This window comes from Bradyrhizobium sp. USDA 4011, from assembly GCF_054063415.1.
This window is the reverse complement of sequence record NZ_JBSSGG010000001.1, coordinates 8,163,807-8,175,693: the sequence shown is the minus strand read 5'-3', so window position 1 is coordinate 8,175,693 and position 11,887 is coordinate 8,163,807. Positions and strand designations below refer to the sequence as shown.

General features: G+C 65.8%; 12 protein-coding genes. 9 read left to right on the top strand and 3 right to left on the bottom strand.

Annotation, left to right across the window (positions count from 1 at the left end):
* Positions 1 to 25 precede the first annotated feature (25 nt).
* The 7 genes from ACVW1C_RS38820 (at position 26) to nadC (ending at position 7,011) form a co-directional block, all read left to right on the top strand.
* On the top strand, positions 26 to 610 hold the full coding sequence (locus ACVW1C_RS38820; protein WP_456762734.1) for a CoA-binding protein: 585 nt from the start codon (positions 26 to 28) through the stop codon (positions 608 to 610).
* 149 nt (positions 611 to 759) lie between these two features.
* Positions 760 to 2,040: an O-acetylhomoserine aminocarboxypropyltransferase gene (locus ACVW1C_RS38815; protein WP_456762733.1), complete on the top strand. Its 1,281-nt coding sequence runs from the start codon at positions 760 to 762 to the stop codon at positions 2,038 to 2,040.
* 156 nt (positions 2,041 to 2,196) lie between these two features.
* Complete coding sequence (locus ACVW1C_RS38810; protein ID WP_456762732.1) at positions 2,197 to 2,601, top strand: hypothetical protein; 405 nt, start codon at positions 2,197 to 2,199, stop codon at positions 2,599 to 2,601.
* A gap of 14 nt (positions 2,602 to 2,615) precedes the next feature.
* Positions 2,616 to 3,575, top strand: a complete 960-nt coding sequence (locus tag ACVW1C_RS38805; RefSeq protein WP_456762731.1) for an NUDIX hydrolase — start codon at positions 2,616 to 2,618, stop codon at positions 3,573 to 3,575.
* Positions 3,576 to 3,629: 54 nt separating this feature from the next.
* The gene (gene nadA, locus ACVW1C_RS38800) at positions 3,630 to 4,616 is read left to right on the top strand and encodes a quinolinate synthase NadA (protein WP_456762730.1); all 987 of its coding nucleotides are present in this window, start codon (positions 3,630 to 3,632) and stop codon (positions 4,614 to 4,616) included.
* Complete coding sequence (locus ACVW1C_RS38795) at positions 4,613 to 6,163, top strand: L-aspartate oxidase (RefSeq protein WP_456762729.1); 1,551 nt, start codon at positions 4,613 to 4,615, stop codon at positions 6,161 to 6,163. The genes nadA and ACVW1C_RS38795 overlap by 4 nt, the downstream gene beginning before the upstream one ends.
* Positions 6,160 to 7,011 carry a carboxylating nicotinate-nucleotide diphosphorylase gene (gene nadC / locus ACVW1C_RS38790; RefSeq protein WP_456762728.1) on the top strand — a complete coding sequence of 284 codons (852 nt, stop codon included), beginning with the start codon at positions 6,160 to 6,162 and terminating at the stop codon, positions 7,009 to 7,011. The genes ACVW1C_RS38795 and nadC overlap by 4 nt, the downstream gene beginning before the upstream one ends.
* A 21-nt stretch (positions 7,012 to 7,032) precedes the next feature.
* On the opposite strand, the gene ACVW1C_RS38785 is transcribed toward nadC, so the two are convergent.
* A complete protein-coding gene (locus ACVW1C_RS38785; protein WP_456762727.1) occupies positions 7,033 to 8,118 on the bottom strand; it encodes a COX15/CtaA family protein in 1,086 nt (361 codons plus the stop codon).
* 193 nt (positions 8,119 to 8,311) lie between these two features.
* Between ACVW1C_RS38785 and ACVW1C_RS38780 the strand changes: the two genes are divergently transcribed.
* On the top strand, positions 8,312 to 8,521 hold the full coding sequence (locus ACVW1C_RS38780; protein WP_050400909.1) for a DUF2842 domain-containing protein: 210 nt from the start codon (positions 8,312 to 8,314) through the stop codon (positions 8,519 to 8,521).
* Here ACVW1C_RS38780 and ACVW1C_RS38775 read toward each other — a convergent pair.
* Positions 8,518 to 9,546: a polysaccharide deacetylase family protein gene (locus ACVW1C_RS38775; protein WP_456762726.1), complete on the bottom strand. Its 1,029-nt coding sequence runs from the start codon at positions 9,544 to 9,546 to the stop codon at positions 8,518 to 8,520. The two genes, ACVW1C_RS38780 and ACVW1C_RS38775, sit on opposite strands and share 4 nt — an antisense overlap.
* A gap of 169 nt (positions 9,547 to 9,715) precedes the next feature.
* On the opposite strand from ACVW1C_RS38775, the gene ACVW1C_RS38770 reads away from it, so the two are divergent.
* Positions 9,716 to 10,909 carry a GNAT family N-acetyltransferase gene (locus ACVW1C_RS38770; RefSeq protein WP_456762725.1) on the top strand — a complete coding sequence of 398 codons (1,194 nt, stop codon included), beginning with the start codon at positions 9,716 to 9,718 and terminating at the stop codon, positions 10,907 to 10,909.
* Positions 10,910 to 10,912: 3 nt separating this feature from the next.
* Here the strand turns inward: ACVW1C_RS38770 and ACVW1C_RS38765 are convergent, their stop codons facing one another.
* Positions 10,913 to 11,851 carry a LysR family transcriptional regulator gene (locus ACVW1C_RS38765; RefSeq protein ID WP_456762724.1) on the bottom strand — a complete coding sequence of 313 codons (939 nt, stop codon included), beginning with the start codon at positions 11,849 to 11,851 and terminating at the stop codon, positions 10,913 to 10,915.
* Positions 11,852 to 11,887 lie beyond the last annotated feature (36 nt).

Genomic DNA, 11,887 nt, shown 5'->3' with positions numbered 1-11,887 from the left:
ATGACGCAACTGAAAAAGACCGGTAATGAATCACGACGCCTACGACGACAACTACATCCGCAGCATCCTGAACAACGTGAAATCGATCGCGATGGTCGGCGCCTCGCCGGTCAATGTGCGGCCGAGCTATTTCGCATTCAAATATCTGGCGCAGCGCGGCTACGACATGATTCCGGTGAATCCCGGCCATGTCGGCAAGGCGCTGATGGGCAAACCGTTCGTCGCATCGCTCGCGGACGTCGACCGTCCGATCGACATGATCGACATCTTCCGCAATTCGAGCCACATCATGCCGGTGGTCGAGGAGGCGCTGAAATTGTCGCCGCTGCCGAAGGTGATCTGGATGCAGCTCGGCGCACGCGACGATGCCGCCGCCGAGAAGGCGGAAGCCGCCGGTCTCAAGGTGGTGATGAACCGCTGCCCGAAGATCGAGTATGGCCGGCTGTCGTCGGAGATCTCCTGGATGGGCGTCAATTCGCGCACGCTGAGTTCGAAGCGCGCGCCGATCCCGACGCAGGGCATGCGGCTGTCGCTCAACCGCATGAGCGTCGGGGGCGGCCAGACTGCGGCATCCGACCGCGCCGCAAAAAACAAGACCGAGACGAGCTGACGTTTCAGCGGAATAATCGTCGCGATCATCCGGTCAAGCGCAGCATGCCCGTTTCAAACCGCGGCGCGCGCGCCGACGCGGCTTGACGGCGAGCGTCGTCGCCATCAGCATGCCGCGCGTTTCGACCAGGCCACAACAGGACACAAAGAATGACCGATCGCCTTCCGGGATTTTCCACCCTCGCCGTGCACGCCGGCGCACAGCCTGATCCCACCACCGGCGCGCGGGCGACGCCGATCTACCAGACCACGTCATTCGTCTTCAACGACGCCGACCATGCGGCTTCGCTGTTCGGCTTGCAGGCATTCGGCAACATCTATACCCGCATCGGCAATCCGACCAACGCCGTGCTCGAAGAGCGCGTCGCAGCGCTCGAAGGCGGCACGGCGGCACTTGCGGTTGCCTCCGGCCACGCCGCGCAGCTCGTCGTGCTGCAGCAGTTGATGAGGCCCGGCGACGAGGTGATTGCGGCGCGCAAGCTCTACGGCGGCTCGATCAACCAGTTCACCCACGCCTTCAAGGCGTTCGGCTGGAACGTGGCCTGGGCCGATCCCGACGATATCGCCAGCTTCGAACAGGCGGTGACGCCTCACACCAAGGCGATCTTCATCGAATCGATCGCCAATCCGGCCGGCAGCATCACCGACATCGAGGCAATCGCAGCCGTCGCGCGCAAGGCCGGCGTGCCGCTGATCGTCGACAACACGCTGGCCTCGCCCTATCTGATCAAGCCGATCGACCATGGTGCCGACATCGTCGTGCACTCCCTGACCAAGTTCCTCGGCGGCCACGGCAACTCGCTCGGCGGCATCATCGTCGACGCCGGCACCTTCGACTGGTCGAAGGACAACAAATATCCGATGCTGAGCGAGCCGCGCCCGGAATATCACGGCATCCGGATCCAGGAGACCTTTGGCAATTTCGCCTTTGCGATCGCCTGCCGCGTGCTCGGCCTGCGCGACCTCGGTCCCGCGCTGTCGCCGTTCAACGCCTTCATGATCCTCACCGGAATCGAGACGCTGCCGTTGCGCATGCAGAAGCACTGCGACAATGCCAAGGCGGTGGCGGAGTTCCTCTCCACCCACCCGGCCGTGTCAGGCGTGAACTATGCCGGCCTGCCCGGCGACAGGTACAACGCCCTGCAGCGCAAATACGCGCCGAAGGGCGCCGGCGCGGTGTTCACCTTCAGCCTCAAGGGCGGCTACGACGCGGGCGTCAACCTGGTGTCGAACCTGAAGCTGTTCTCGCATCTTGCGAATGTCGGCGACACCCGCTCGCTGGTGATCCACCCGGCCTCCACCACCCATAGCCAGCTCGATGACGCCGCCAAGGTGAAATCGGGTGCGGCGCCCGAGGTGGTGCGGCTGTCGATCGGCATCGAGGACAAGGAAGACCTGATCGCGGACCTCGACCAGGCCCTGCGCGCCTGATCCCGACATTGGTTCCGGAGCGGTGCGCCCGCATCGCTCCGGCGACCTTGCCCAAACGACCGTCTCGTTAACGCTTAATACCGACGGGTCTCTCGTTAACGCTCATTCCGGCATAAAGTGGCAGTGATAGGCTCCGGATGATTCGGGAGACCATTGATGCTGCGCTGGATATTGCCGCTCGCGATCGCGCTGTTTGCGATCTCGTCTGCTGACGCCGCCGACGGCCCTGTCGTCACCAAACGCGCCACCGTCAAGGCCGCGCGCCAGCTGCCGGCCGGCCTGCCGCGCCGGCACTACGCCTACCGCACCACCATCACGCAGCCGACCTATGTGCGGCGCGGACGCCAGCTCGTGGTCATCGAGCCCGAAGTGATCCCGCTCAACGCAGAGCCGTATATCCCGTTCGTGCCGGGCGAACCGCTGCTGCCGGGGTCATCGTCGCTGCCCGGCTATTACGGCAACTGGCATTCCTACAACTATTTCGGCCCGTATTACGGCGGCGCCTATGTCGACTACTGGGATCGCCTGCCCTACGCCTGCGGCGTCTACGGCTACTGCTAGCCCGGGACGCGCGCGTGGCCAGATCGCCGCAGAAGAAGACCAGCGCACCGGCTTCGGGCAACGCGGTGACCGCCGACCTCGTCGCGGTGCTGGTCGCCGTGACCGACGGCACGCCGAAGATCATGACCATCGCCGGCGGCTCAGCGCTGCCGAGCGGCCCGTTCGAGTTCACCCACCGTTCGCTGCAGACCGCGCTGCGGGCCTGGGTCGAGGCGCAGACCGGCCATCCGCTCGGCTATGTCGAGCAGCTCTACACCTTTGCCGACCGCGGCCGGTCCGGCGACGCCAGGACGCCGCATAGCGTCTCGATCAGCTATCTCGGCCTGACCCGCGAGGACCAGGTCGGCGAAGATTTCGAGGCGCATTGGTCCGGCTGGTACGACTATTTCCCCTGGGAGGATCATCGCGCCGGCACGCCGGTCTGCCTTGCGAAGATGATCGCGCCGAAGCTGAAGACGTGGGCGAAGGCGGCCCCGTCACCCACGCTGCAGCGCGAGCGCTGGCAGCGCTGCGCGATCACCTTCGGTCTCGATGACCGCGACTGGAACGAAGAACTCGTGTTGCAGCGCTACGAATTGCTGTACGAGGTGTTGCTGATCCCGGAAGCCGGACGCGCGCATGACCGCGAGGCGCCAATCGTGCCGGGCAAGCCGATGACGGCGGATCATCGCCGCATCCTCGCAACCGGGATCGCGCGGCTGCGCGCCAAGATCAAATACCGTCCGGTGGTATTCGAGTTGATGCCGGCCGAGTTCACCCTGCTGCAACTGCAACGCAGTGTTGAAGCACTCGCAGGCCGGCTGGTCCACAAGCAGAACTTCCGCCGGCTCATCGAACAGCAGGAACTCGTTGAAGAGACTGGCGCAATGGCCGCCGACACCGTCGGACGGCCGGCCAAGCTATTCCGCTTCCGCCATGCCGTGTTGGCCGAACGGGCCCTCGTCGGCACCAAGCTCCCGCTTTCGCGCACTTGACACGCCTTATGCTCAGGATAAGTATAAGCCATCTTATGCTCAAGGAGAGTATAAATGGCTGCACTCGATACCGACCTGCTCACCCGCACCGCGCCGCTCTATGAGCGCGTCAAGCGCGTCATCCCGCCGTTCGAGTGGGCCACTTTCGCCGAGGATGTCGATGCGATCCTCGAACTGAAGCGCCGCCGCAACGCGGTGGTGCTGGCGCACAACTACCAGACCCCGGAGATCTTCCACGGCGTCGCCGATATCGTCGGCGACAGCCTCCTGCTTGCGCGTGAAGCGACCAAGGTCGACGCCGATGTCATCGTGCTCGCCGGCGTGCACTTCATGGCCGAGACGGCGAAGCTGTTGAACCCGGCCAAGACGGTGCTGATCCCCGATCTCAAGGCCGGCTGCTCGCTGGCGGATTCCATCACGGCGCAGGACGTACGGCTGATGCGCGCGCGCTATCCGGACGCGCCTGTTATCGCCTATGTCAACACCTCGACCGCGGTGAAGGCCGAGTCCGACATCTGCTGCACGTCAGGCAATGCGCTCAAGGTGGTGGAATCGCTCGGTGCCGAGCGCGTCATCATGCTGCCGGATGAATATCTGGCGCAGAACATCGCCAAGCAGACCAGCAAGAAGATCATCGCCTGGAAGGGCCATTGCGAGGTGCACGAGCTGTTCACCACCGATGACGTGCGCCAGCTGCGTGAAAATTATCCGGACGTCACCATCCTGGCGCATCCGGAATGCCCGCCCGAGGTGGTTGCCGAAGCGGACTTTTCGGGATCGACCGCTACGATGCAGTCTTTCGTCGAGACCAAACGTCCGCCGCGCGTCGTGCTGCTGACGGAATGTTCGATGAGCGACAACATCGCGGCCAGCAATCCCGATGTCGACTTCGTCCGCCCCTGCAATCTCTGTCCGCACATGAAGCGGATCACGCTGAAGAACATCCGCCACGCGCTGGAGACCAATCAGCACGAGGTCACGATCGACCCCGCGATCGCCGATCGCGCGCGCAGGAGCGTCGAAAGGATGCTGGCAATATGAGGACCGATCTCTCCGATCTCAACGGCCGCCCGGTGATCATCGGCGGCGGCGCCGCGGGACTGATGACCGCGCTTCGACTCGCGCCCGAGCCGGTCGTGCTGCTGTCGAAATCGCCGCTCGGCGCCGAAGCATCCAGCATGTGGGCGCAGGGTGGCCTCGCCGCGCCGGTCGGTGCGGATGACACTCCTGCCCTCCATCTCGCCGATACGCTTGCGGCCGGCGCCGGCCTCTGTGATGCGGCCGCGGCATCCCGGATCGTTCATGCCGCGCCTGCTGCCGTGGAGCATCTGGCCGAGCTCGGCGTCGCCTTCGACCGGCGCGCCGACGGCAGCTGGCGCCTCGGGCTCGAGGCCGCGCACGGCCGCAACCGCATCGTGCACGCCACCGGCGACGGCACCGGCCGCGAGATCATGCGGGCGCTGATCGCCACGGTCCGCCAGACGCCGTCGATCACCTTGCTGGAAGGCGTCGAGGCGCGGCGGCTGCTGGTCGAGGACAATGCGGTCAGGGGCGTGCTCGCAGCCAGCGACCGCGGTACGCTCACGATCGCGACCAACCGCGTCGTGGTCGCGACCGGCGGCATCGGCGGGCTGTTCTCAGACAGCACCAACCCGGGCGGATGTTTCGGCCAAGGGCTCGCGCTCGCGGCCCATGCCGGCGCAAAACTGTCGGATCTCGAATTCGTGCAGTTTCATCCGACCGCCTTCGACGGGCCGTCGCGGCCGATGCCGCTGCTGACCGAGGCGATCCGCGGCGACGGCGCGACCCTGATCGACGAGACCGGCCGGCGCTTCATGGCCGATCAGCCCGGCGCCGAGCTCGCACCACGCGACATCGTCGCACGCGCCGTCTGGCGCCATCGCGCCGCGGGACATCGCACCTTCCTTGATGCGCGCAAGCATCCGGGGGCGGATTTCGCGCAGCGCTATCCCGTGATCAGTGCGTTCTGCAAGATGGCCGGCATCGATCCCGCCAGCGATCCGATCCCGATCCGGCCGGCGGTTCACTACCACATGGGCGGCATCGCGGTTGACGGGCATGGCCGCAGCACGGTGCAAGGCCTGTGGGCCTGCGGCGAGGCCGCGCGCACCGGGCTGCACGGCGCCAACCGGCTCGCCAGCAACTCGCTGATGGAAGCGATCGTCTGCGCGCGCTGGGTCGCCGAGAGCATCGAAGGCGTCAGCGCAGGTCCACGCGCGATGCTGAGCGACGAGGTGATGTCGCCCGCCGCCGATGCTTCCGCCGTGCGTCCGATCCTCACCCAGGGGCTCGGCGTGCTGCGCGACCGCGACGGCATCGCACGCGCGATCCGCGGCCTCTATCCGCTCGCGCGCAGTCCGAGTGCGGCATCCGACGCAGCATTGGTCGGACTAATGATCGCGGTTGCCGCCATCAGACGTGAGGAAAGCCGCGGCGGTCATTTCCGCACCGATTTCCCGCACACCGCTTTGTCGGCGACGCCGTCTTCCCTCACCCGTGACGAGGCGCTCGCCGCCGCGCACGACATCGTTGAATCCCAGCTACCAGCCAGGAGTGCGCGCTCATGACCCTCAATCCCCTGTTGCCGCTGCTGTATGAACCGATCGTGCAAACCGCATTGCGCGAGGATCTCGGCCGCGCCGGCGATATCACGGCGGACGCCATCGTGCCGGCGAGCCAGCAAGCCCGGCTGGTGATGCGGGCGCGGCAGCCCGGCGTGATCGCCGGGCTCGACATCGCACGGTCAGCCTTCCAGACGGTGTCGCCGGCGATCGAGCTGCGCGCCGAGCGGCCCGACGGCAGCGCGGTCGAACCCGACCAGGTGATCGCGATCATCGACGGTCCGGCGCGCAGCCTGCTCACCGCCGAGCGCACCGCGCTGAACTTTCTCTGCCATCTGAGCGGCGTCGCGACCGCAACCGCCACGCTCGTCAAGGCTGTCGCTGGCACGCGCGCGCAGATCGTCTGCACCCGCAAGACCACGCCGGGGCTTCGTGCGCTGGAGAAATATGCGGTGCGCGCCGGCGGCGGCGGCAATCACCGTTTTGGGCTCGACGACGCCGTGCTGATCAAGGACAACCACATCGCGCTCGCCGGCGGCATCCGCCTTGCGATCGAACGTGCCAAGGCCAATACCGGTCATCTCGTGAAGATCGAAGTCGAGGTTGACACACTGGCGCAGCTTGAAGAGGCGCTGGCACTCGGCGTCGACGCGGTCCTGCTCGACAACATGACGACCGAACAGCTCAGCCAGGCGGTGGCGATGGCGCGCGGCAAGGCGCTCACCGAAGCCTCCGGCCGCATCACGGCTGCGACCGCCGCGGCGATCGCCGCCACCGGCGTCGATTTGATCTCGGTCGGCTGGGTGACCCACAGCTCGGCCGCGCTCGATATCGGGCTCGACTATCTGTCCTGATGGATCAGCCGGCTTGATCGATCAAAGCGGCTGGCCGACCGGAACGAGGGTCGGCTGGTCGCGCTCGGTCCGGCGCGCCGCGAAGCGCTCGGCCTGCAACACCGCCAATGTCAGCACGACGATCGCGACCGCCTGGTGCGCTAGCGCCAGATCGATCGGCACCTGATGCAGCAGCGTCAGGATGCCGAGCGTCGCCTGCAGCGTGATCGCCGCCACCAGCCACCAGGCCCCCGCGATGACCGCACTTCCGGCGCGTGCACGCACCGCATCGATCGCATGCGCGATCGCCAGCGCGAACAGCAAATAAGCGGTCATGCGATGCTCGAACTGCACAGTCAGCGTGTTGTCGAACAGATTGCGCCACCACGGCGTCTCGAACCACAGCCGGTCAGCCGACGGAATCAAGCCGCCGTCGATCTCGGGCCAGGTGTTGTAGACCCGCCCCGCGCGCAGACCCGCGACCAGCGCGCCGAAATAGAGCTGCACGAAGGTGAGCACGAGCAGCACGGCGCTGGTGATCTTCAGCCTGAGCGGCGCGATCACGGACGGACGGTCCGTCAAGCGCCGCAGCGTCCAGACGATCGCCGCGAAGATCAGGAGCGCCAGCACGAGATGCGTCGCCAGCCGATACTGCGACACCTCGACGCGCTCCGAGAGGCCGGACGCCACCATCCACCAGCCGACGCCGCCCTGCAGCGCACCGAGACCGAAGATCACCCACAGCCGCCGGCCGAGTTCGCCGCTCACCGCGCCGCGCCACAGGAAATACAGGAACGGCAGCAGATAGGCGGCGCCGATTACCCGGCCGAGCAGCCGGTGGCTCCACTCCCACCAGAAAATCGTCTTGAATTGCGCGAGCGTCATCCCGGCGTTGAGCTCGCGATATTGCGGGATGGTCTTGTAGCCCTCAAAAGCCTTCATCCACTGCGCCCCGGTCAGCGGGGGCAGCGCGCCGGTCACCGGCTTCCATTCGACGATCGACAGGCCGGACTCGGTGAGCCGTGTGGCGCCGCCGACCAAGACCATCAGCGCGATCAGGGCGGCGACCGCGATCAGCCAGACCCTGACGGCGCGGAGCTGCGATGGTTGTGCGGAAATGCCGGCCATTTCGCCCTGACTTGATTGGATTTTCGGGCCCCTTATAGTCCGGCCCGCAAGCGGCGCAAGCGCCGCCTGAGGCCTCGTTCCGATCGGTCGGAACGAGGCCTCAGCAATCTTTTGTTTTGACGCGTTTTCTTTGCGCGAACCGGTGTCTGCTTCGCTCGAAAACGCTCTGGATCACGAGTCATACATATCCGCCATGGCCATACGCACCCGCAAATTGCTCGGAACCATCGCCCTGCTCATCCTGGTCGTGGTGTGGTCGCTGCTCGGCATGACGGTCGCCCAGACCCCGTGGCTCGCCAATTCGGGGCTGCTGCAGGCGATCTTCTACGTCGTCGCGGGCCTCGGCTGGGTGCTGCCGGCGATGCCGATCGTCTCCTGGATGTCGCGGCCTGACCGCGCCTAGATCGCGCCCTCGTCGCGCGCATGCCGCGTCGGCCGCACCGGCGCGAACATCACGCCCGAGAGCAGCACGCGCATCATCCGCAGCGACCGCACGCGGCCGTCCCATGCGATGCGCGGCAGTGCGTGAAGGTTGGTGCGCCCCTGCGCCTCGACCACACCTGATATGGTCGACACTGCGCTGGCGAAGCCGGCCTCCTCGGCCATCACGACATGCGGACGGCGGAACGCGTCGCGGTCCCCGAAGGGGAATGCGAAATGCTCGATCGGTCGCCGCAGCGCGCTCTCGGCAACCGCCTTTCCCATCGCGATCTCACGCTGCGCGTCGGCATCCCTGAGGCTCGACAGGGCGGAATAGTTCACCGTAGCGCTGCCGAACGTCACGTTCGGATCAGCCGCAAGCTTCGCCAGGTCCTGCCAGTCGAGCAAGGCACTGCGTGACAATTGCGCCGCATCGGCCGAATAGCGCCGGCCGAGATCGTTCACCGCATAGGACAGATCACGTGGCGACAGCTTGCGCAGCCAGCCGGACAGGAAATCGAACAGCTCGTATTTGTCCGACAGGCTCGAGACCACGAAGTGCCGTTCCCTGCCGTCGATCATCAGGCTGATGCGGCTCTCGCGCGCGATGATGTCCTCGAGCACCAGCCACCACGCCGTGCCCACGCCGTCCGGGAAGGCCGTCGGCAGATAAAGGGTGAAGGGGACGCCGTGTCTGGCAAGCACGGGATAGCCATGTGTGACGATGTCCCTGGTCGCACCATCGAAGCTCAGGCAAACAAAGCGGCGGCGCTCCGGCAGGGTCACCGCGCGGCGGCAGGCCTCGTCGATCCCGACGATGTCGTACTTCCAGCGCTTCAGCGCGCGGATGGTGCGATCGAGGAAGGCAGGCGTGATCTCCTGGGATTTCAGCGGCTGGAACCGGCCTTGGCGCGGAGGCCGGACGCGCGCGAAGCGCAGGATCACTCCGGCGCCCCCGGCCTCGTGTTCCCGCAGCCTGAAGGCGCCGCTGAAATAGGCGAGCTCCATTCGGGCCCGCCGCAAAATCCCGCTGTCCGGCGTCAAAATCCCCGCCTCTGCCCGGCGGTTCCCACAGCCCGCCGCGGCATTGTTATTACTCTTTGTTGACATTTCCCTGCGAAGGTCGGCCGCAGCCGAGACCTGTAAATCAATACCTTTAAAAAATTTGGGCTCCGAAATGATCATGGCGGCGGCAGTTGAAGGCCAGACGGCGGGAACGCGACCATGGCCGAATGCGATCCGCGTTGCCGGCGTCGACATCTTTCATGACCTCACTGCGGCCGAGGCGACCTGGCGCAGCCTCGAGACACCGCAACACAGCTACACGCCCTATCAGCGCTTCGATTTCCTCGCCAACTGGCAGCGCCAGGTCGGCGAGCGCGAGGGCCTGCGGCCCTTCATCGTCGTCGCCCATGACAGCGAACGCCGTCCGCTGCTGCTGTTGCCGCTCGCCATCGAGTCCCGTCTCGGCGCGAACTGCGCGGGCTTCATGGGCGGGAAGCATGCGACTTTCAACATGGCGCTGTACGACAAGGACTTCGCCGCCAACGCAACCGAGGCCGACATCACGGCCCTGACCGGATCGATCACCGAGCGGTCTCGCGTCGACGCGCTCGTGCTGTGTCAGCAGCCGCTGCGCTGGCAGGACCAACCCAATCCGCTGGCGTTGCTACCGCACCAGGCTTCGGTGAACGACTGCCCGCTGCTGGTGATCGAGCCCGGCGCGGCACCCGCGGCGCTGATCAGCAACTCGTTCCGCCGCCGCCTCAAGGGCAAGGAGCGCAAGCTGCAGGCGCTGCCCGGCTACCGCTACCATGTCGCAAGCGACAGCGCCGACGTCTGCCGCCTGCTCGACTGGTTCTTCCGCGTCAAGCCGCAGCGCATGGCCGAGCAGAAGCTACCCGACGTGTTCGCCGAGCCCGGCGTCGAGCAGTTCATTCGCAGCGCCTGCCTCGCGCCGCGCGCCGACGGCAAGGGCTACGCGATCGACATCCACGCGCTGGAGTGCGACGAGGAAGTGATTGCGATCTTCGCCGGCGTCTCCGACGGTCATCGGTTCTCGATGATGTTCAACACCTACACGATGTCGGCGAATTCCAAGTTCAGCCCCGGCCTTATCCTGATGCGCGACATCATCGATCGCCATGCCGGCCTAAACTACCGCGCCTTCGACCTCGGCATCGGCTCGGACGAGTACAAGCGGCTGTTCTGCAAGAACGACGAAGCGATCGTCGACAGCTTCATTCCGCTCAGCCTGCGCGGCAAGCCGGCGGCAAGCGCGCTGTCGGCCATCAGCCGCGCCAAGCGCGCCGTGAAGCAAAATCCGGCGCTGTTCGAGATTGCGCAGAACCTGCGCAGCATGTTCCGCTGAGCCTCAGCTCGCCGCTTCACCCTGCTCTGCGTCGCCACTCGGTACGCCGAGCCGCCTCATCGCGTCGAATAGCAGCGCCGCGGCGGGTGAAAGCGCACGCTTGCGCAGCTTGATCAGGCCATAATTCTCCAACAGGAGCCGGTCGCGAAGACGCAGCATCTTGAATCGCTGCGGGTCGACCAGATCGAACACCAGCATGGGAACCGGCACGATCGCGTCGATGCCGGCGGCGATTCCAACCGAGGCAAAGAATGACTCGGTGTTGATGACCCGGCGCGGCGGCGTCACGCCGCGGCTCATGAACAGCCTCTCCAGCGCCTGGCGCATGAAGGATTCCCGCGGCTGGCAAATCCACTGCTGGTCGGCCATATCCTCCAGCTCGATGGTCTCGCGGCCGGCCAATGGATGCTCCGCACGAACCAGCAGCACCGCCTCTTCTGCGCCGATCTCATAATAGTCGAATTGCCGGGGATCGATGCCGGCCGGAATCCTGGCGACGACGAAGTCGAACTCGAGCGCGAGCAGACGCGTAATCAATGGCGGGCTGGTGCTGACATCGAGCGAGATGTTCACCCGGTTCAGCTTCTCGCCGAGATACTGGATCACGTCGACGACCAGGTCGATGCTGGGTTTGGCGACTGTTCCGACGGATACGGTGCCGAGCTCGCCGGACTTGTAGCCCGCGAACTCGTCGGTGACCTGGTCGAGATCGGCCAACACGCTCTTGCCGCCGCGAATCAGGATCGAGCCATAGGCGGTGGGCTCGACGCCGCGCGCCGTCCGCTCAAACAGGGGAACCCGCGCCAGCGCCTCGATTTCGGCGAGCATCTTCGATGCCGCAGACTGGGTGATGTTCAACCGCTCGGCCGCTAGCTGCAGCTTGCGCTCATTGTCGAGAGCGACCAGCAGGCGCAGCTGGCGCAATTTCAGGTTATTGATCACGGCCTGCTACCATCCTGCCCGGCAAGGGCCTCTTCG

Bases quoted from the DNA above. Each gene is read 5' to 3' on its own strand.
- ACVW1C_RS38770 (WP_456762725.1), top strand. From the start codon at position 9,716: ATGATCATGGCGGCGGCAGTTGAAGGCCAGACGGCGGGAACGCGACCA.
- ACVW1C_RS38815 (WP_456762733.1), top strand. From the start codon at position 760: ATGACCGATCGCCTTCCGGGATTTTCCACCCTCGCCGTGCACGCCGGC.
- nadC (WP_456762728.1), top strand. From the start codon at position 6,160: ATGACCCTCAATCCCCTGTTGCCGCTGCTGTATGAACCGATCGTGCAA.
- nadA (WP_456762730.1), top strand. From the start codon at position 3,630: ATGGCTGCACTCGATACCGACCTGCTCACCCGCACCGCGCCGCTCTAT.
- ACVW1C_RS38795 (WP_456762729.1), top strand. From the start codon at position 4,613: ATGAGGACCGATCTCTCCGATCTCAACGGCCGCCCGGTGATCATCGGC.
- ACVW1C_RS38780 (WP_050400909.1), top strand. From the start codon at position 8,312: ATGGCCATACGCACCCGCAAATTGCTCGGAACCATCGCCCTGCTCATC.
- ACVW1C_RS38820 (WP_456762734.1), top strand. From the start codon at position 26: ATGAATCACGACGCCTACGACGACAACTACATCCGCAGCATCCTGAAC.
- ACVW1C_RS38810 (WP_456762732.1), top strand. From the start codon at position 2,197: ATGCTGCGCTGGATATTGCCGCTCGCGATCGCGCTGTTTGCGATCTCG.
- ACVW1C_RS38785 (WP_456762727.1), bottom strand. From the start codon at position 8,118: ATGGCCGGCATTTCCGCACAACCATCGCAGCTCCGCGCCGTCAGGGTC.
- ACVW1C_RS38775 (WP_456762726.1), bottom strand. From the start codon at position 9,546: ATGGAGCTCGCCTATTTCAGCGGCGCCTTCAGGCTGCGGGAACACGAG.